The sequence below is a fragment of the Acinetobacter sp. T63 genome, from assembly GCF_053852345.1.
This window is the reverse complement of sequence record NZ_CM132659.1, coordinates 707474-727773: the sequence shown is the minus strand read 5'-3', so window position 1 is coordinate 727773 and position 20300 is coordinate 707474. Positions and strand designations below refer to the sequence as shown.

The window sequence follows — 20300 nt, the reverse complement described above, 5'->3', positions numbered from 1 at the left end:
TTTCTACCGGGATGGATTGGCCTTGAATTTTAGCTGCACCAGCATGAAGCATGATTGATGCTGTGATTTGGCCAACGCCACTTGTCATTGGCGAGTTGATCACAGGATTCCTTATAGAACGAAGTGACTCAATCAAACCAGCTGATGAGTATCTTGCTTATTCAAAAGTCAGTCTTTCTGATCAGGAGCTTTGATCTATGAATTGATTGAACAGGAATTCGACAGTCTGCACGTCAGCGCCTGCATCTGTCTTAAATATGTCATAAACAGCCACTACACTGCTTGTCATCGGGATCGCACACCACTCCCTGCCCATATTCAGGGTCAATTCCAAGAAAGTGCCCTCCTCACTGTATAACATCAGCACAGCCACTATTCATTCAGCAAACGGCTGTGGGTCAAGGTGGAAGGCCATTATTTTTTATAAACCAGTTACGACTCCAGCGATTCCCTCCAGGATCGCTTTTTTTCTTTTGAAGGGTTTATTGGTGCTGAACTGCCTCATCTTTGGGCAGGCTTCTGGCCCAGACCAGAATCGGAAGCAGACACAGCAGCGCAATCCCGCTAATCATCATTAAATAGCGTGCATAACCAAGCTGATCGCCCAGTATGCCGCTGAGGCTATACAGCCCACCACTGACAGTAGCCATCAGTGCCACCTGAAAGGTAAAATCGGTGCCGGCCAGCTGTTTGCGGCTATAGTGCATCACCAAAGTGAGCATCACCACCAGCAGCATCGCCGAAATACCATCTTCCAGCGCATTAATCAGATAAATCAGCCACAGTGCTACCGCCTGCTGCTGTTCATACTGATAGGCCAGCCAGCTATAGGCGGCTAAAGCCAGTACTTTCAACACTGAAAACAGCACTAAAGCCCGAGCACGTGACATCACCCTGAGCAATAAGCCTGCCACACCTGCACCCAGTAACGCGGCAAACGCCCCCAGCATGGTCACATAAATACCAATCTGGGAAAAGCTCAGGCCCAAATCGACCATTAACGGTTTGAGTAATGGGCCAGACAGACCATCGGCAATTTTAAAACTGAGCAGCACCCATAACCACAGTGCCAAGCTGCGGCTCTGGCGAAAATAACCCAGATACTGGCGCACGACCTGCCAGGAAAAAGGCGTGGTCTTCTGCGCTGTTTTGGCTGCATGTTGCGGTTCTCGATACAGTAAAATTGGCAAGGTATTTAAAAATACCAGCAGTGCCAGCATCAGAAACGTGGCCTGCCAGTGCAGCCAGTCCAAAGCCCAGAGCATGGCGCCCCCACCAACAATAAAGCCCAGCCGTGAACCAATCACCTGAAAGGTATTGCCCCAGTGCTGCTGCTGGCCAGTTAAAATATTCACCGCCAGTCCATCGGTGGCGATATCCTGCGTGGCCCCAACCAGATTCATCAGCAACAGCCCGACAAAAAAGCCAAACAAATACAGCGGTTCATTCAGGGCCTGAATCGGGATAAATGACAGCCCGATTAACACCACGACACTCAGCAACTGAGTCGGAATAATCCAGGAACGGTAATGGCCCTGAGCGCTGCGGCCAAAGCGATCCACCCACGGCGCCCAGAAAATTTTAATCGACCAGGGCAACATTAACAGGCCAAAACCGCCAATATGCGCCAGCGATACCCCTTGCGCCCGTAAGATCACCGGCAAGGCATGGGTCATAAAGCCCACCGGCAGACCTTGCGCCCAATACAGGGAAAACAGCAACAGATAAAGATTCGGCATAGCAGCGGACATTCCTTTTTATTTCAGGCCAAGCGGATGGCTCCAGGCAAAACTGCTCAAACAAAAGCGTATTTTTGCTCTGCTTCCCCATTGAATAAAGTCGCAATATTTTGTAAAACTTGGCTAAGTTTCAGTAGGATAATACATAAAAACAATGACCAAGCAATTTCCTGTTTTACCTGATCAGGTGCCTGGCCGCGGCAGCGCCCTGAGTCGAGGCTTTTTTAAATCGCTCTTTTTGGCCCAAGGCTGGCAGCTGAAAGGCGAATTTCCAAACCTTCCCAAAGCGGTGGCAATTATATCCCCGCATACCTCCAATATTGATGCCTGGCATGGCTTCGCTGCTTTGCTCGGACTGGGGCTAAAAGTCACCATTTTTGGCAAACATACCCTGTTTAATACACCGTTAAAACCGCTGCTGGAGTGGATTGGGGTGGTGCCGGTAATTCGCCATGCGCCGCAGGGCCATACCCAGCAGATTATTGAAATTATCCGGCAACGTGAACAGATCTGGGTCGGGATGGCGCCGGAAGGCACGCGCAAACAGGCCGAGCAAATTCGCAGCGGTTTCTATCATATTGCCTATGGCGCACAAATTCCGATTGTGATGTTCTCTTTTGATTATGCGCATAAGACCATTCATATTCTTGGTGTGTTTCATCCGACCGGGCATTATGAACAGGATTTAGACGCGATTTATCAGCATTATGAAGGCAAGTTTTCTGCCAAAAATCCGCACTGGCTGGCCAAGCCGTTACAAAAACGCTGGCCCAAAGACTAGCCAAAACCGTATTTTTTTGCTGAGATGTGCGCATATTTTGTTGAATTAATCTCCTATCGAATCATGAAATTACTGCAATTTTCGACAGCCGGCCTGTTATTGCTGGCACTTTCCGGCTGTGATCGGGCGGTACAAACCCCAGTGACTCCAACGCCTATTCAGGCCCGTGAACCGGTGGTGGCCATTGCCCTAGGCGGTGGCGGTGCCAAAGGATTTGCCCATATTGGCGTACTGAAAGTTTTGGAATCACACGGCATTAAACCGAAAATTGTGACCGGCACCAGTGCCGGCAGTTTTGTCGGCAGTCTGTATGCCAGCGGCAAATCACCGTATCAGTTACAGCAACTGGCCCTGAACTTTAAAGAATCCGATATTCGCGATTTAACCCTGAACCGTCAGGGTTTTGTGCTGGGCCAGAAACTGCAGGACTATGTCAATCAGCAGGTGGGTAACAAAGCCATCCAGCAGTTCCCGATTCGTTTTGCTGCGGTCGCTACCCGTCTGGACAATGGCCGTAAAGCCGACTTTATTAAAGGCAATGCCGGTCAGGCGGTACGTGCCTCCTGCAGTATTCCAAATGTGTTTGTGCCGGCGACTATTGGCGGCACCAAATATGTCGATGGCGGCCTGGTCAGCCCGATTCCGGTCAAAACTGCCAAAGATATGGGCGCCGATCTGGTCATTGCGGTGGATATTTCCGCGCGTCCAACCGGTAATACGCCCATGAATATGTGGGGCCTGCTCGATCAGACCATCAACATTATGGGCCAGCAGAGTATTCATGAAGAGCTACGCCAGGCCAATGTGGTGATTCAGCCTAAAGTTGGTCATATTGGCACACTGGATTTAAAAGCCAGCAACCAGACCATTTTAGAAGGTGAAAAAGCTGCCCAGCTGAAAATCCGCGCCATTGAAAAAGCCATCAGCGATTTTAAAAAATCTCCGGCCGCTTTGGCACCACCACCCAAAGCCAAATTTTAACATCGGGGATTTTTTCATATCCAAGTCGGTTGTCATCTGCTACATTGAACAGCATACAGATTGATCTATATCAATGATTCTTTTTACAATCATTCGCGACGAGTCGATGTATGGAATTTGTTCTTGAACCTTGGCACTGGTTTGTTTTAGGCATTTTGCTGATTCTTTCCGAGCTGCTGCTGCCGGCTTTTGCTGCGCTCTGGTTTGGCGTGGGCGCGCTGATGGTGGGCGTTTTATATCTGCTGTTCCCGATGATGGGCACCACCACGCAGCTGGTGATGTGGATCATTTTATCGGTGCTGTGTACCCTGCTCTGGTTTAAATTCATTAAACCGCTGTCGATTGATAAAACCAAAGCCGGCCTGTCACGTGAAGCCACCATCGGCCAGATTGGCATGGTCATCCAGACCAATCTGGAGCATGACGAAGTGAAAGTCCGTTTTCCGATGCCGGTGCTCGGTTCTGATGAATGGAACTGCCGCACTCTGAGTCCGGTGCAGATTGGTGATCGTGTGCGTGTGGTCGATATTCTTGGTAATGATCTGGTTGTGCAGTTGCATAGCCTGCAGAATGACAACGAAAAACAGTGAGTAATATAAAATGAATGCTGGCTCCATTATTGTTTTAGCCCTGCTGGCCTTTGTGGCCATCACCATTTTTAAAGGAGTGCGTATTGTTCCACAAGGCTATAAATGGATTGTGCAACGTTTGGGTAAATACCACACCACCCTAAGTCCGGGTCTGAACTTCGTAATTCCCTATGTCGATGAAGTGGCCTATAAAGTCACCACCAAAGACATTGTGCTGGACATTCCGTCTCAGGAAGTCATCAGCCGCGATAACGCCGTCCTGCTCATGAACGCGGTGGCCTACATTAACCTGACCACGCCAGAAAAAGCGGTGTACGGGATTGAAAACTATTCTTGGGCCATTCAGAACCTGGTACAAACCTCGTTGCGTTCTATTGTCGGTGAAATGGATCTGGATGATGCGCTGTCCTCACGTGACCATATTAAGGCACGTTTAAAAGCCTCGATTTCAGATGATATTGCGGACTGGGGTATTACCCTTAAAACCGTTGAAATTCAAGATATTAAACCATCCAACACAATGCAGTCAGCAATGGAAGAACAGGCGGCAGCAGAACGTCAGCGTCGTGCCACCGTAACCAAAGCCGATGGTGAAAAACAGGCAGCCATTCTGGAAGCCGAAGGCCGTCTTGAAGCTTCACGCCGTGATGCCGAAGCACAAGTGGTGCTGGCCGAAGCTTCGCAACGTGCTATTGAAATGGTCACGACAGCAGTCGGCGATAAAGAAATTCCGGTGGCCTATCTGCTTGGTGAACAATATGTGAAAGCCATGCAGGATATGTCGAAGTCGCCAAATGCCAAGACGGTGGTATTACCGGCCGATATTCTGAATACCATTCGTGGGGTCATGGGCCGACAAAACTAAGCACCTTTTTAGCCAAAAATAGACAGCCTGGATGCTGTCTATTTTTATTGCCTGAAAGAAAAATCAGTATTTCATGCAAAATTATGGTTAAATTTCGCCTTCATTTTTTGAATCTTGCAGGACTTGTGAGTATCCATCAAGAATTTGCATGGAACGCATTGAGGCCATAAGTCCTTTACTGTCCAACATACTATATGGATACCGTATGAGCTCCCTAAATCCGACCTTAATCACCTTTCTGTTTTATATTGTCGCCATGATCGCGATTGGTCTGATGGCCTATCGCGCAACCACCAACTTTTCAGACTATATTCTGGGTGGCCGCCGTTTAGGCAGCTTTGTCACGGCCCTGTCTGCTGGCGCATCGGATATGAGTGGCTGGTTATTGATGGGTTTACCGGGAGCAATTTATCTGTCCGGTTTATCTGAGGTGTGGATTGCCATTGGTCTGATTATTGGTGCCTGGCTGAACTGGTTACTGGTTGCGGGCCGCTTACGGGTACATACCGAAGTGCAGCACAATGCCCTGACCTTACCGGATTATTTCTCCAATCGCTTTAATGACCAGAAAAAAGTGCTGCGTATTGTATCCGCCTTTGTGATTCTGATTTTCTTTGCGATTTACTGTGCCTCTGGCATGGTGGCCGGTGCGCGCTTGTTCGAAAGTATGTTTGAAATGTCGTATAGCACGGCCTTATGGATCAGTGCCATTGCCACCATCAGCTATGTTTTTATTGGCGGCTTCTTGGCGGTGTCCTGGACAGACACCATTCAGGCTGGCCTGATGATCTTTGCCTTAATCCTGACGCCTATTGTCACCCTGCTGACCTTTTCTGATTTATCTCAAGTGACGCTGGCACTGGAAGCTGCGCGTCCGCAAGCCATGAATCTGGTCGGTGATTTAAGTATTGTTGCGATTATCTCGTTACTGGCCTGGGGCCTGGGTTATTTCGGTCAGCCCCACATTCTGGTGCGCTTCATGGCGGCAGATTCGGTGAAGTCAATTCCAAATGCACGCCGTATTGGCATGACCTGGATGATCCTGTGTTTAGGTGGTGCGGTGGCGGCCGGTTTCTTTGGTATTGCCTACTTCCAGCAACATCCGGAACTGGCCGGGGTGGTGAATGCCAACCCTGAAACCGTGTTTATGGAGCTGACCAAAATCCTGTTTAACCCGTGGGTGGCTGGTATTGTACTGGCGGCAATTCTGGCTGCGGTGATGAGTACCCTAAGCTGTCAGCTGCTGGTGTGTTCAAGTACTCTGACTGAAGACTTTTATAAATCGTTCCTGCGAAAATCTGCCTCACAAAAAGAGCTGGTCTGGGTTGGCCGTTTAATGGTATTACTGATTGCCCTGCTGGCAATATGGATGGCCGGTAATCCTGAGTCGAAAGTGCTGGGCCTGGTGGCTTATGCATGGGCTGGTTTTGGTGCCGCCTTTGGTCCACTGATTATTTTGTCTTTATTCTGGAAACGCATGACTTTAAATGGCGCACTCGCCGGCATGATCGTGGGTGCGTTGATGGTGATTCTCTGGAAAAATGTCTGGGGCGATACCGGTATCTATGAAATTATTCCGGGCTTTGTCTGCTCGTTCATTGCCATTATTGTGGTGAGCTTGCTGGGCAAAGCGCCAAGCAGCAGCATTACTGAGCGTTTTGATGAAGCAGACCGCTTGTACAAAGAACAGACTCAATAATTGCTCCATGCAAAAACAAAATAGCCAGTGACATCACTGGCTATTTTTTTAGCAACTTAATTGATCAATTCAAAGACTGGACAGTAAGAGAGTACGCGGACCATTTTGGATGGTGACAATGGCTGATAACCTCTGCCCCAACCATCCCACCAAAGAACAGCAAACGCCCCTTGCTGCTGTTCTTTAGCTGAATCTTTGAAGCAGCGTTTAAGATTCCAGCCCTTCTTTATTGCCCTGCTTTTTACGCGACTTGCTAAAGCGCTGCGCCGGCCAGGACATAATAAAACGTGCACCGCCCAAAGTGGTGCTCTGATCCACCTCAATCTTGCCGCCAAACCAGTAGGCAATCCGGCTAACAATCGACAGGCCCAGACCATACCCCCCAGAGGCACGGGTACGGCTATCATCTAAACGGGCAAAGGCTTCAAATACGCGGCTCCGGTCTTCTTCTGGAATGCCCGGCCCATCATCTTCCACACAGACATAAGCCACGCCTTGTGCAGTCACGCCACCGCTGACCAGTACCTTGTGGTCACAATAACGCACCGCATTCCCGACCAAGTTCTGCACCACGCGGTGTAAATAACGGCGCTCGGCATCAATTTCCAGACTGGTCGACATGGTTTGCAGCTGGATGTCCTTACCGGTTTTCAGCGCATTAGTTTCATTGACCACCTGATCCAATACATCAAACAGCACCACTTTTTCAATTTCTAACGATGGCATGCCCTGCTCCAGTTTGGCATAGGTCATGATCTCGTCAATCAGGGTATTCAGCGCTTCAATGTCTTTATCAATCATGTCCAGCTGCTGAATCCGGTATTCATAATCATCTTCTTCGGCCAGCATTTCCATCCCAAAACGAATCCGCGCCACCGGGGTACGCAGTTCATGCGATACCGCGCGCATCAGCTCGCGCTGGGCTTCAATCAGACGCTGGATATGATCGGACATGCTGTTATAGCTGGAGGCCAGACTGGCCATTTCATCTGAACCATCAATGGGTAAACGCAGGTTTAAATCGCCGGTTTTCATACGGTTCAGGGCGAAATTTACTTCACGGATTTTGCGCTGCATCGGCAGAATCAGGCCATAAATGCCCAGACTCAGAATAAACAGACTTAGCAAGGTAATCCCGGCCGCCAGCTGGAATGGCATCCAGTTAAACAGCGGGACCGGACCAAGTACCAGCACCTCGGATGGTGAATTCGGCATTGGTGAAATAATGGAGATGGTGGTGCCACGTACGCTGGCATTATCCCGATACAGGATAATGCTGTGGTCCAGCCTTAAACGGCCAATTTGCTCGGAGTCGAGCGGTAAATCAGCAATGTTCTGAATGTCGATAGGATAAGAAAACTGATCCTGGATACGGGCCAGATACTCTTTTTCCTGTCCCGGGAAATAGACCAGATAATCCAGAATAAAGATCGGCAATGCCTTCATTTGCCGTTCGGTAATTTCATCGGCCTTGATATACAGATAGTGTTCCGGGTCATTTTTCAGACCCATAATAATATAGGCTGTGGTCGTTTCTGCATCGTAACGTACCGCAGCCTTACGCTCTTTAATCCGTTTCAGTTCGGCCCGTGACAGCTCGACCTTATCGGCAGCAATATAATAGATAGGCAGTTCCAGCAAATCTGAGGCATCTGAAATCCAGTCCTGCTTTTGCTGCTCATTGGGTTGTCGCGCCACCCCTTCACTAATGATATAAGCCATACCATCGGTCAGGGATTCACGATATTCTTGCGCGCGCTGATAGTTAATGATCTGAACCAGCAGATAGCCAAACACGGCCACCAATGCCACCAGAATCACCAATCCTGCATAAATCCGCAAGAATATGCTGTGTTTGAACACGAAAAACCGTCCTATCTCAGATACGCGCGACGATTATATACCATTCGTTTCTTTGACGAATAAGTATCCTTTGCTGCGTACAGTTTTAATACGCTTTGGATTTTCCGGGTCATCGCCAATTTTTGGACGGATGCGCGAAATACGCACGTCAATTGAACGGTCCTGACCGTCATATTCAATCCCGCGCAGGCGCTCGAAAATATCTTCACGTGACAGGATACGGCCAGCATTCGAAGCCAGTAACCAGAGCAGGTCATATTCTGCGCTGGTGAAATCGACCAGTTCACCATTCAAGGTTACTGAGCGGCCACCATTGTCGATGACCAGGTCATCAAATTCGATACGCTGTGCCACTTCATCTTCAGGGGCTTTGTCAGTACGGCGCAGCAAGGCACGAATACGCGCCAGCAGAACACGTGGCTGAACCGGCTTGGCGACATAGTCATCTGCACCCATTTCCAGACCCAGAACCTGGTCCATATCTTCGGTACGTGCAGTGAGCATCAGAATCGGTTGATGATAATGTGGACGAATCTCGCGGCAAATGGTCAAACCGTCTGCACCCGGCAGCATTACATCCAGCACCACTAAATCTGGCTGCTCCGCGATAATACGGCGGATGGCACGGTTCCCATCTGGCTCAACACCCACTTCCAGTCCGTTACGGATCAGGTATTCCTGGGTTAAACGTGCCAGACGCTCATCATCTTCAACAATTAAAATTTTTGGTAACTTTTCTTCTTGGCTCATGAACTGCCCCTTTATTTGATTAAACGTATTCTATCCTTTTAAAATCCGGGAGATACGTCGAAATATATTCTGCAATATACACACGTTTACATTGTAAACAAGATGCTATTCACTAAACTGATACATCAAAGTAGCTTTTTGTTATATTTTTATTAATTATTGAATTCCTTATACTTTTCTCTTTTTAACTGAATTCCATGAATTCAACAACATAAATCTTTTTAAAATGTACAATTTTTTTGCAGCTTTTGGCCATTGATCAGAATGTGACTGACTGTTCAAAGAGATTTTTAGTTATCCACAAGTTTATCTATAAGCAGATTATACCGGCTTTGTTATGCTATGCCCTTGTCCGATAAGGCTTATAGCCGAATGGACAAATCGGGGATTTTTTGCAAAAGATTTTATCCAAAAAACGCCAAAAATTTTAAAGAAAAGTCAATATTGATCTACCCTAAAATTTCCCGTATCTTGTGTTCAATTCAATTTTAAACCACTAAGTCTTGTGTTTATTCCTCAAACACTGTGGCCTATTTTTTGCCCGGTTCAATGGTCTATAAACATAACAATAGATGACAATGGAGCTATGCTGACATGAGCGTAATCACATCCACACCCGGTCAACTTCAGGTGATTAAACGCACCGGTGAAGTGGCCCCTTTCGATGCAGAAAAAATCTCTGTAGCGATTGGTAAAGCTTTCCTGGCGGTTGAAGGTCAGCAAAGCGCCGATTCCAGCCGTATTCATGACCGTATCGAACAACTGACTGAAATGGTTCTGAACACGTTTAAGCGTCGTTTACCATCAGGCGGCACCATTCACATTGAAGAAATTCAGGACCAGGTTGAGCTTGCGCTTATGCGTACAGGCGAACAGAAAGTTGCTCGTGCTTATGTCATCTATCGCGAACAACGTTCTGAAGCACGTAAGCAGATGGGTGCCAACCATCACCCGACCTTACAGATCACTGACAGCCAGGGCCAGTTAAAGCCACTGGATTTAAGTGCATTGACAGCAACCGTCACCACTGCAGCTGAAGGTCTTGAAGGCATTGATGTTCAGGCCATTGTCGATGAAACCGTGAAAAACCTGTACAACGGCGTAAAAGAGTCAGACATCTCAACCACCATGATGATGGCGACGCGTACCCGTATTGAACAGGAACCAAACTATACTTACGTTACTGCGCGCCTGCTGTGTAATGACTTAGTGGCAACAGGCCTGGAGTTCCTGGGTCTACCAGTAGAAACCCCTGAAGGCGAAGCTCTGGAAACCTTCCTGAAAAAAGGTATCGAGCTGGAGCTGCTGTCAGAAGACCTGCTGAACTTTGATCTGGCAAAACTGGCCGCTGCCATTCAGCCAGAACGTTCTAACCAGTTTACGTATCTTGGTTTACAGACGTTATTCGACCGTTACTTCATCCATAAAGATGGTATCCGTTTCGAATTGCCACAATTGTTCTTCATGCGCGTTTCTATGGGTCTGGCGCTGAACGAAGACAACAAAGAAGAACGTGCAATTGAGTTCTATAACTTGTTGTCGAGCTTCGACTACATGGCTTCTACGCCTACCCTGTTTAACTCAGGTACGCTACGTCCGCAGTTATCTAGCTGTTACCTCACCACCATTGGTGATGACCTGTACGATATTTATGGCGCAATGCGTGATAACGCAATGCTGTCTAAATGGGCAGGCGGTTTAGGTAATGACTGGACTCCAGTTCGTGCCCTGAACTCTTACATCAAAGGGACCAACGGTAAATCACAAGGTGTGGTACCATTCCTGAAAGTCGCAAACGATACTGCGGTTGCGGTGAACCAGGGTGGTAAGCGTAAAGGTGCGGTCTGTGCCTATCTTGAAACCTGGCACTTAGATATTGAAGAATTCCTGGAACTGCGTAAGAACACCGGTGATGACCGTCGTCGTACCCATGACATGAACACAGCCAACTGGGTTCCTGACTTATTCATGCAACGTGTGTTTGAAGATGCAGAATGGACCCTGTTCACGCCATCTGAAACACCAGACCTGCATGATCTGACTGGCCAGGCCTTCACTGAGCGCTATACGCATTACGAAGCGGTGGCGAAAGAACAGAACCTGCTGCACAAGAAAGTACGTGCCAAAGACTTATGGCGCAAAATGCTGTCGATGCTGTTCGAAACCGGCCACCCGTGGATTACATTCAAAGACGTATGTAACCTGCGTTCACCACAACAACACGTGGGCGTGGTGCACTCATCTAACCTGTGTACAGAAATTACCCTGAACACCAGCAAAGATGAAATCGCGGTCTGTAACCTGGGTTCAATTAACCTGGTACAGCACGTTCAAGGCGGCAAACTGGATCATGAAAAACTGGCACGTACCATCAAAACTGCGGTACGTATGCTCGACAACGTGATCGACATCAACTACTACGCGGTACCACAGGCGAAAAACTCGAACCTGCGTCACCGTCCGGTAGGTATGGGGATCATGGGCTTCCAAGATGCACTGTACGAAATGGGTATTGCCTATGGTTCTGATGCAGCAGTTGATTTTGCTGATGAATCAATGGAAGTGATTTCTTACTACGCAATTCAAACTTCAAGTGATCTGGCGGTTGAGCGTGGCACCTATGAAACCTTCAAAGGTTCATTATGGGATCAGGGTATTTTACCAATCGACTCTTTAGAGCTGGTAGCGAAAACCCGTCCTGAGCGCATGTTTGAAGTTGATCGTACCCAACGTCTGGACTGGGACACTTTACGTGCCAAAGTTCAAAAAGACGGTATGCGTAACTCGAACGTGATGGCCATTGCACCAACAGCAACTATTTCTAACATCTGTGGCGTGTCTCAATCGATTGAGCCAACCTTCCAGAACCTGTATGTGAAATCGAACCTGTCTGGTGAGTTCACTGTGATCAACCCTTACCTGGTACGTGCATTGAAAGAACGCGGCCTATGGGATGCGGTAATGGTCAACGACCTGAAACACTTCGAAGGTTCAGTACAAAAGATTTCGCGTATTCCTGAAGAGCTGAAAGCCATCTTCGCGACTGCGTTTGAAGTTGAGCCACGCTGGATTGTGGATGCTGCGTCACGTCGTCAGAAATGGATTGATCAGGCACAGTCACTGAACCTTTACATCTCTGGTGCAAATGGTAAAAAACTGGACATCACTTATAAGATGGCTTGGTTACGTGGTCTGAAAACGACGTATTATCTACGTGCTTTAGGTGCAACATCGGCTGAGAAATCAACCATTAACACGGGCGCACTGAATGCAGTAAAACCAACTACAGTTGCGGCGCCGGTTGCAGCAGTGGCACAGGAAACTGCACCTGCAGCAGCTCCAGCAGCGGAAGAAGGTTTTGAACAGGCGGCACCAGTGCCAATGGCATGTTCAATTGACAACCCGGATTGTGAGGCTTGTCAGTAAGCTTCGCTTGATAAAAGTCCCCCTAAATCCCCCTTTTCCAAAGGGGGACTTCCCAAAATCAGATTCGATATGCGGGAAGCCCGTTCTTTATTAAAGGAGGGGTTTGGGGCGGATTCCAAAGTATTTGAAAATAACACAGGAAAAGACCATGCCTCCTATGACTCATAACTATATGTTAGGACTCGCGGTTCTGGTCTTTTCCTTTATTTTCTTTTACACGCCGATGGTCTATGCCTTTTTGGCCATTCGCAAACAGAAGCGAAAGCAAAATAAGTCTTGAGGATCGTGTTCTACGTACATTTTTAGAACAAGCATCGGCAAAACTTAATTTTGCTTTCACAAATTAAGCGTATAGTAAGACATCTCCCCTTCGTCGTGAGATGTCCAATAAAAGATATAAAGCAACGAAGAGAGAATTGATATGTCTATCCTAAGTTGGGACGATTTCGAAGATGATTCGCAAAAACCGGCTGCTCCTGAACACCAGCCTACGCCCGTCGAACCGCAAAAAGCGGCTAATCCGCAAGTGGTACCTGCTGCAGAGCAACCACAGACGCATGTGGCAGCTGCACAACCCGCTGCAACCCCTCGAAGCGGATCAGCAAATTCAACCGATTCGCTGGCAAGAGCATCTGCTTCCCTAGAACAGCTTGACGTGGCGCCTGGCCTGGAAGAGCTGGAAATGGGTGCAGGACGTGTACAGGTTGATGACAAACGTATGATCAACTGCCGCGCTGACTTAAACCAGCTGGTGCCGTTCAAATACGAATGGGCTTGGCAAAAATATCTGGATGGTTGTGCCAACCACTGGATGCCACAAGAAATCAACATGAACCACGACATCGCGTTGTGGAAGTCTGAAAATGGCTTGACTGAAGATGAACGTACCATCGTGATGCGTTCACTGGGCTTCTTCTCAACTGCTGACTCACTAGTGGCCAATAACCTGGTTCTGGCGATCTACCGTCACATCACTAACCCGGAATGCCGTCAGTACATCTTGCGTCAATCGTTTGAAGAAGCGATTCACACGCATGCTTATCAGTACTGTATCGAATCTTTAGGCATGGATGAAGGCGAAGTCTTCAACATGTACCGTGAAGTACCATCAGTCGCACGTAAAGCAGCTTGGGGCCTGAAATACACCCAATCTTTAAGCGACCCGACTTTCAAAACCGGTACGCCTGAAAACGACCAGATTTTGCTGCGTAACCTGATTGCATTCTACTGCGTACTTGAAGGTATTTTCTTCTACTGCGGTTTCACGCAAATCCTGTCAATGGGCCGTCGTAACAAGATGAATGGTGTGGCGGAACAGTTCCAGTACATCTTGCGTGATGAATCAATGCACTTGAACTTCGGTATCGACATGATCAACCAGATCAAGATCGAGAACCCGCACTTGTGGACCGCTGAGTTCCAGCAAGAAGTGATTCAAATGATTCTTGAAGGCACCATGCTTGAGATTGAATATGCGCGTGACACTATGCCACGTGGCGTATTGGGCATGAACGCTGGCATGATGGAAGAATATCTGAAGTTCATCTGTAACCGCCGTTTAAGCCAGTTGGGCTTACCTGAGCAGTTTAGCGGTGTGACCAACCCGTTTGCCTGGATGTCTGAGATGATGGACCTGCGTAAAGAGAAGAATTTCTTCGAGACGCGTGTAACGGATTATCAGACGGGCGGTGCGTTGAGCTGGTAAAAGTTTATGATTAAACCCTCCGAAGAGGGTTTAATTTTTTCAGCACTATAAATAAGCTGAATTCATCTGCGAATAAAAAATATAAATTCGCACCCTCTTGAATACAAAAAAGACGCGATACGCGTCTTTTTATAAAAATTCTGAATCTTTAAGCCGGAATACGTAACACCTGTCCAGGGAAAATATCATCCGCATCTTTTAACAAAGGACGGTTGGCTTCAAAGATTTTATTATACTGATTAGCATCACCATAAAATTCTTTTGAGATTTTAGACAGGGTATCGCCTGATTTAACTGTATAGAATTTACTTTCTGGTTCTGGCGTTGCCACAGTCATCTGATCATCCACTTGCGCGACATGATCAATATTTCCCACCGCTAGTACAATTTTCTCACGATCGGCCTGGCTTTGTACCTGCCCTTTAATCGTGGCTAAATCGGTCTTGCCATTGTAGTTCACAGAAAGGCCCGTAATTGGTAAGCCTAAAGATTTAATATGTCCCAATAATTTATTGGCCATTTCCTGTGCAGACGGTTCTGCTGGCGCCGCCGGTGCTGCCGGTTGTTGCTCTGCCGGGGCAGTGTTTTTCTTACCAATACCTTTTACAAAATCAAAAAGTCCCATTGTTATTCTCCAGCTTTTATTTGATGCAATTGATTTTTATCAATCATTTGGAATTGCGTGCTTTCTTTTTATAACGAAAAAATACACAGGAGAGCGTTGCGCTTGGTTAGATAAAAGTAAGCTTATGTAATTTCGGCCGGCCATAAAAAAACCACCCAAAAGGGTGGCTTTTCTTAGCATCTGCTAAAAATCTTTAATTAACCAAGTTTTTTAGTCACATAGTCAATTGCAGATTGAACAGTTGTAATTTCGTTTGAATCTTCATCAGGAATTGTGATGTCGAAATCATTTTCGAAAGACATTACAAGTTCAACCAGGTCCAGAGAGTCTGCACCTAAGTCATCCATGAAAGATGCTTCGTTTTTAATCTCTTCAGCTTTAAGACCAAGTTGTTCAGCAACCGCTTGTTTAACGCGTTGTTCGATATCGCTCACAGGAATTCTCCTCATTGCTTGTGGCGTTTTTAATGCCGTTAGTTTAATTGAATCTATAAGTTTTTGAAAGTTTATACATGAGCTTAATTCATGTATAAACCACCATTTACATGTAACACTGTACCAGTGATGTAACTTGCTTTGTCAGAAGCCAAGAAACTCACTGCATTGGCGATATCTTGTGGATCACCTAAACGGTTTAATGCCACTTGCTCACTCATTTTTTTGCGAATTTCTTCACTTAACTGTTCGGTCATTTCTGTTGCAATAAAACCGGGTGCAACAGAGTTAACCGTAATTTGACGGCTGCCCATTTCCTTGGCCAGGCTGCGGCTAAATGCCTCAATCCCTGCTTTGGCCGCAGAGTAGTTGGCCTGTCCCGGATTGGCAAAGTGTGCCACCACTGAACTAATATTAATAATGCGACCGAAACGCGCTTTGGTCATGCCTTTCAGTACACGTTTAGACAAACGGTAAACGGCTTTCAGATGAATGTTGAGGATATCATCCCAGTCATCTTCAGACATACGCAGTAACAAATTATCTTTGGTAATACCGGCATTGTTCACCAAGACCAGTACCGGACCATAGTTTTGTTCGATGTCCGAAATGAGCGCATCAATTGCCTCGCCATTACGAACATCCAGGACTTTACCCGCACCCTGTTCACCAAAGCCTGTGCTTAGTTTTTCTGCACCTGCTTCAGAAGTTGCTGTCCCAACCACAAAATAACCGTCTTGAATAAGCTGCTGAGCGATGGCTGCACCAATCCCTCGGCTTGCACCTGTCACCAATGCGACTTTGCGTTCTTGTGTCATGCAATTTTCCCTTCAGCCACTAAAATGGCATTTAAGGCATCCTCCAGACGACTGTTACTGTCAATCGGGAATGCTTTTTCTATGTGAGGTAAGCGTTTTGCAAGGTTCGCCAATACGTTCCCTGGACCACATTCAACAATGTACTGAATGCCCTGGTCTTGCAGGTACTGCATGGTGTTTGTCCATTGCACAGACTGATACAATTGAGCAGTCAAAGCCTGACGCAATTGAGCAACATCAGTTGCTACAGCTGCGCCCACATTTTGTATTACAGGAATGCTTGGTAGCTCAATGGCAGTTTGTTCCAAAGCTTGTGCGAACTGTTCTGCAGCCGGTTTCATCAGTGAACAGTGCGATGGCACTGACACCGGAAGCGCAATGGCTTTGGCTGAATTTTCTTTGGCGAGTGCGATGACTGCATCTACCGCTGCTTTATCGCCAGCAACTACCACCTGACCTTGGGCATTGTAGTTGGCTGCTTCAACAGAACCGGCACCTTGTGCGGTAGCTTGCGCACACAGTTCAATCACTTTGGCATCTTCCAGCCCCAAAATGGCCGCCATAGCGCCCTGGCCTTGTGGCACAGCCGACTGCATGAGTTTGCCACGCAAATTCACCAGCTTTACGGCATCACCCAGTGATAACGCACCAGCCGCTACCAGCGCGCTGTATTCGCCCAGAGAGTGGCCAGCCAGATATTTGGGTGCTACACCACCCAGCTCCAGCCAGACACGCCACAATGCAATACTGGCGGTCAATAAAACCGGCTGGGTAAATTCTGTTTGATCTAAACCCTCACCACTTTGCGCAATGTGCCATAAATCAAAACCGATTGCGGCCGATGCTTCCGCAAAAGTTTCACGCACACCAGCAAACTGTTCTGCAAGTTCTGCCAGCATGCCGACTTTTTGTGAACCTTGTCCAGGAAACACAAATGCAGTTTTTGTCGCTTGCTCGAATCGTGTAGCAGACATATAAAAATCCTTTCGTGTAGAGCTGTTTTAAACAGGGTACGCCCCTTCAACAGTTCTTTTTTATGTAAGCTGATCGTTGGTGCGAAAATTTAACACTATTTTTCGGGTGAAGTAATTGCGAAAAACAACAAAAAAAGGGAGCTTACGCTCCCATTTTTTCCACTAAGCTTGACGCTTAATGCTTGTCAACAATTATTCAGCATCAGCTGCTTTAGCGAATAATTGACGACCACGGTAGATACCATCTTTAGATACGTGGTGACGACGATGAGTTTCACCAGTAGCTTGGTCTACAGTTAATGCATTCTCGGTTAAAGCGTCATGTGAACGGCGCATGTCACGGCGAGAGCGACTTTTACGGTTTTGCTGAACGGCCATGATGGCTCCTTACAAAGATCGAAAAAATGGATCAGAACAAATTCAGTTGTCTTAACGCAAAATTATAACATAATTTTTAGTTAAGTTTACCCTTCAAACTTGCCAAAACATCAAACGGATTATCCCGTTTTTCTTCGACATCGTTCTGAACGGCAGGTTGATGCTTGTGTTCGCAAGCGTCATGCTTAGGCGACAAAGGCAGCAACAATAACAGTTCATCTTCTATAAGTGCGAGTAAATCAGCCGTCGCCGGTGAATCATAATCACCTTTGCTGGTTGCTTCACTTTCACCCAGAACAATGAAATCAGCATCCTCATCCAAGCGCTCTATCAGTGACTCATCATCTACAAGCGCTAAATGGAAGTCTAAAACAAGGTCAATTTCCACGGTATCCAGACAGCGCTGGCATTCCATTGGAACTTGTGTTTCAACGTGACCATCTAGCCATGCAATGCGATGATAGGCATCCATTGATAGCTTACAGTCTATGTTAATCAATTGATCATCAATTGATCCAACAGCTTCACGAGCAATACGAGCAAAGCGAGACAATGGCAGGGTACCTGACCATGTAAAGCCCTGTTCAGCCCATTTAAACGGCTCAATCTGTGCCGGAAAGGTATTTGCTGACATAATTAAGGCGGCAATTCTACAAATTCATCAGTACTCTGTCAAAGATTAAGATACAATTTTGTACTTATTTAGACAGACCAATTGGGTAAATTAAGTCATGCATCTGTTGCAGCCGCAAACAGAAGTGAATGTTTCATCACTCGTTAGCACACTTTCAACGCTCGATTCTGACATTTCACCTGACCAAGTGCAACTCTCGGACTGGTTGAAATTATCGACAGAATCAGAATACGTCGATTGGCTCATCTTACACTTTAATCACTGGTTTTCCCACCACAATGTCAACCTGGTGCGTGGTGATTTTGAACCGGAGTATTTTCCCGCCACCGCAGACACCCCTGCTCGCATCCAGTTTGCGCATGGTTTCTTTAACAGTGCCCTGCATGAAATCAGTCACTGGACCATTGCCGGTGAGGAACGCCGTAAACAGCCCGATTTAGGCTACTGGTATGCCCCCGATGGCCGCACGGCTGAGCAGCAGGCCCTGTTTGAGCAGGTCGAAATCAAGCCGCAAGCCATTGAATGGATGTTTGCCACTGCATTTGGACGCAAATTCCGGGTTTCTTTAGATAACCTGACCGGTGAAGGCGGCGATGGTGCCTGCTTTAAAGACAATGTCTATGCCCAGGTGCAGCGTTATTTTCGTGGTGAAGCCAAACTGCCACGCGATGCCAAACGCTTTATTGACTGTATCTGTTTATGTACCCGGCATGGCAAAAGCTTACATAGCGATGAATTTGCAAGAGAAATGCTTGATTAAATTACATAAATCAACGCTCTGGATACACAGAGCTTTGTACAATGGTCTGAAAAGCGAATCATCATCAGATCAGGAGAAAAGAATATGCTGCATTTAAGAGTTCATCCTGAAAATCCTCAGCCCCGTTTAATTAGCCAGGCAGTAGAACGGATTCGTGCCGGCGATGTGGTGGTCTATCCTACCGATGCAGCCTATGCCATTGGCTGCCAGATCGGGAATAAAGCAGCCATGGAACGGATTGCCCAGATTCGTGGTCTTAGCCCTAAACATCAATATGCAATTTTATGTTGTGACCTGTCCGATATTGCCACTTATGCCAAGGTCGATAATGCCATGTATCGCCTGCTAAAAAACAATACCCCGGCAGTAACCACTTTTATTTTACCGGCCACCAGTGAAGTGCCGCGCCGTCTGATGCACCCGAAAAAGAAAACCATTGGCCTGCGTATTCCGAGCAATCCGGTTTGCCAAATGTTACTGAAAGAGCTGGATGAACCGCTCTTGACCTCCACCCTGATTTTACCGGGGCAGGATGATCCACTGGATGATCCTTATGATATTGAAATGCAGCTTGGTAAACGTATTGATGTATTTATTGATAGTGGCCTGGGGACTTTAACCACCACCAGTATTGTCGATTTATCTGGTGACCAGCCAGAAATTATCCGTCGTGGTATTGGTGATGTAAGCGCGTTTGAATAACAGCGCTCAGCGCCATCTCAGGAGGAAACGGTATGGATTTATTTTATCTGTTGCTCAACCTTCGCGAGTTTCCCAAAAGCCAGCTAATCTATGCGACCCAACCCTGGTCTCTGGAAGCTGAGGCTCTGCTGCTGGATGCAATGCCAAACCCGGCTGTCGTGTTCTCTATCGAACAACAGGCATATCATCTGCTGTCGAGTGTTGAAGAGGCCTATATCCTGTCCTTAAGATTAGGCCACCAGAACCTGTGCAGCCGTGAAATGTGTCAGCAACTGCTGGAACAGCTTGAGCAGTCCGCTTTATCACGTGTTTGATCTGAGGTGAGTTTTTCTTGCTAAAACCCTTATCTGTATGCGCTTTTAGGCCATATCTTCTACTGTATTGAACGTGATTTTTCCTGCTTTTTCGCTGCAGAATTGCCATCTACTTTTGCTTTTTTTCGCTTTTAGTCATTTGGGTAATTTATTTCATGGTCAATTTCCATTAAACTACGCGCAATTAACTCCATGCTTTCTTTTCGATGTGAGATCGAATGTAAAGCTCTTTTCATGCCTTTGAAAATTCGCGTGGCCTAAA

Annotated in this window: 20 protein-coding genes; 11 read left to right on the top strand and 9 right to left on the bottom strand. The window is 47.0% G+C overall.

Annotated elements, in window-relative coordinates; translation table 11 throughout:
• Positions 1–482 precede the first annotated feature (482 nt).
• Entirely contained in the window at positions 483–1739 is a 1257-nt protein-coding gene (locus ACVLR6_RS03475; protein ID WP_168391040.1) for an MFS transporter, read from the bottom strand.
• 154 nt (positions 1740–1893) lie between these two features.
• On the opposite strand from ACVLR6_RS03475, the gene ACVLR6_RS03470 reads away from it, so the two are divergent.
• The 5 genes from ACVLR6_RS03470 (at position 1894) to putP (ending at position 6655) form a co-directional block, all read left to right on the top strand.
• Positions 1894–2520: a 1-acyl-sn-glycerol-3-phosphate acyltransferase gene (locus tag ACVLR6_RS03470; protein ID WP_005176034.1), complete on the top strand. Its 627-nt coding sequence runs from the start codon at positions 1894–1896 to the stop codon at positions 2518–2520.
• A 63-nt stretch (positions 2521–2583) separates the two neighbouring features.
• Positions 2584–3501, top strand: a complete 918-nt coding sequence (locus ACVLR6_RS03465) for a patatin-like phospholipase family protein (protein WP_005176032.1) — start codon at positions 2584–2586, stop codon at positions 3499–3501.
• Between the two features lie 110 nt (positions 3502–3611).
• Entirely contained in the window at positions 3612–4091 is a 480-nt protein-coding gene (locus tag ACVLR6_RS03460; RefSeq protein WP_455995846.1) for an NfeD family protein, read from the top strand.
• 10 nt (positions 4092–4101) lie between these two features.
• Positions 4102–4956, top strand: coding sequence for an SPFH domain-containing protein (locus ACVLR6_RS03455; protein ID WP_005176027.1), 855 nt, complete (start codon positions 4102–4104; stop codon positions 4954–4956).
• 205 nt (positions 4957–5161) lie between these two features.
• On the top strand, positions 5162–6655 hold the full coding sequence (gene putP, locus ACVLR6_RS03450) for a sodium/proline symporter PutP (protein ID WP_180087825.1): 1494 nt from the start codon (positions 5162–5164) through the stop codon (positions 6653–6655).
• Positions 6656–6862: 207 nt separating this feature from the next.
• Here the strand turns inward: putP and bfmS are convergent, their stop codons facing one another.
• Together bfmS and bfmR are read right to left on the bottom strand one after the other, a co-directional pair.
• The gene (bfmS, locus tag ACVLR6_RS03445) at positions 6863–8518 is read right to left on the bottom strand and encodes a sensor histidine kinase BfmS (RefSeq protein ID WP_253586878.1); all 1656 of its coding nucleotides are present in this window, start codon (positions 8516–8518) and stop codon (positions 6863–6865) included.
• Between the two features lie 33 nt (positions 8519–8551).
• On the bottom strand, positions 8552–9268 hold the full coding sequence (gene bfmR / locus ACVLR6_RS03440) for a response regulator transcription factor BfmR (RefSeq protein WP_168395937.1): 717 nt from the start codon (positions 9266–9268) through the stop codon (positions 8552–8554).
• A 594-nt stretch (positions 9269–9862) separates the two neighbouring features.
• Between bfmR and ACVLR6_RS03435 the strand changes: the two genes are divergently transcribed.
• The 3 genes from ACVLR6_RS03435 to ACVLR6_RS03425 all read left to right on the top strand — a co-directional run bounded on the left by ACVLR6_RS03435 (position 9863) and on the right by ACVLR6_RS03425 (position 14399).
• Positions 9863–12694: a ribonucleoside-diphosphate reductase subunit alpha gene (locus ACVLR6_RS03435; protein ID WP_075167565.1), complete on the top strand. Its 2832-nt coding sequence runs from the start codon at positions 9863–9865 to the stop codon at positions 12692–12694.
• A 148-nt stretch (positions 12695–12842) separates the two neighbouring features.
• On the top strand, positions 12843–12974 hold the full coding sequence (locus ACVLR6_RS03430) for a preprotein translocase subunit YajC (protein WP_075167566.1): 132 nt from the start codon (positions 12843–12845) through the stop codon (positions 12972–12974).
• A gap of 141 nt (positions 12975–13115) precedes the next feature.
• A complete protein-coding gene (locus ACVLR6_RS03425; protein ID WP_005175999.1) occupies positions 13116–14399 on the top strand; it encodes a ribonucleotide-diphosphate reductase subunit beta in 1284 nt (427 codons plus the stop codon).
• Positions 14400–14547: 148 nt separating this feature from the next.
• Here the strand turns inward: ACVLR6_RS03425 and lysM are convergent, their stop codons facing one another.
• From lysM to ACVLR6_RS03395, 6 genes are all read right to left on the bottom strand, one after another.
• Positions 14548–15024 carry a peptidoglycan-binding protein LysM gene (gene lysM, locus ACVLR6_RS03420; RefSeq protein WP_005175989.1) on the bottom strand — a complete coding sequence of 159 codons (477 nt, stop codon included), beginning with the start codon at positions 15022–15024 and terminating at the stop codon, positions 14548–14550.
• 197 nt (positions 15025–15221) lie between these two features.
• A complete protein-coding gene (gene acpP / locus ACVLR6_RS03415; RefSeq protein ID WP_001279871.1) occupies positions 15222–15458 on the bottom strand; it encodes an acyl carrier protein in 237 nt (78 codons plus the stop codon).
• Positions 15459–15541: 83 nt separating this feature from the next.
• Entirely contained in the window at positions 15542–16276 is a 735-nt protein-coding gene (gene fabG, locus ACVLR6_RS03410) for a 3-oxoacyl-ACP reductase FabG (protein ID WP_045796367.1), read from the bottom strand.
• A complete protein-coding gene (gene fabD, locus ACVLR6_RS03405) occupies positions 16273–17250 on the bottom strand; it encodes an ACP S-malonyltransferase (RefSeq protein ID WP_411684060.1) in 978 nt (325 codons plus the stop codon). The genes fabG and fabD overlap by 4 nt, the downstream gene beginning before the upstream one ends.
• A 192-nt stretch (positions 17251–17442) precedes the next feature.
• Positions 17443–17628, bottom strand: a complete 186-nt coding sequence (gene rpmF / locus ACVLR6_RS03400) for a 50S ribosomal protein L32 (protein ID WP_005175977.1) — start codon at positions 17626–17628, stop codon at positions 17443–17445.
• 76 nt (positions 17629–17704) lie between these two features.
• A complete protein-coding gene (locus ACVLR6_RS03395) occupies positions 17705–18262 on the bottom strand; it encodes a YceD family protein (protein ID WP_005175975.1) in 558 nt (185 codons plus the stop codon).
• Between the two features lie 97 nt (positions 18263–18359).
• Between ACVLR6_RS03395 and ACVLR6_RS03390 the strand changes: the two genes are divergently transcribed.
• The 3 genes from ACVLR6_RS03390 (at position 18360) to ACVLR6_RS03380 (ending at position 20038) form a co-directional block, all read left to right on the top strand.
• Positions 18360–19022, top strand: coding sequence for an elongation factor P hydroxylase (locus ACVLR6_RS03390; RefSeq protein WP_016659870.1), 663 nt, complete (start codon positions 18360–18362; stop codon positions 19020–19022).
• An 84-nt stretch (positions 19023–19106) separates the two neighbouring features.
• Positions 19107–19724: an L-threonylcarbamoyladenylate synthase gene (locus tag ACVLR6_RS03385; RefSeq protein WP_075167569.1), complete on the top strand. Its 618-nt coding sequence runs from the start codon at positions 19107–19109 to the stop codon at positions 19722–19724.
• 32 nt (positions 19725–19756) lie between these two features.
• Positions 19757–20038: a hypothetical protein gene (locus tag ACVLR6_RS03380; RefSeq protein WP_168414488.1), complete on the top strand. Its 282-nt coding sequence runs from the start codon at positions 19757–19759 to the stop codon at positions 20036–20038.
• Positions 20039–20300 lie beyond the last annotated feature (262 nt).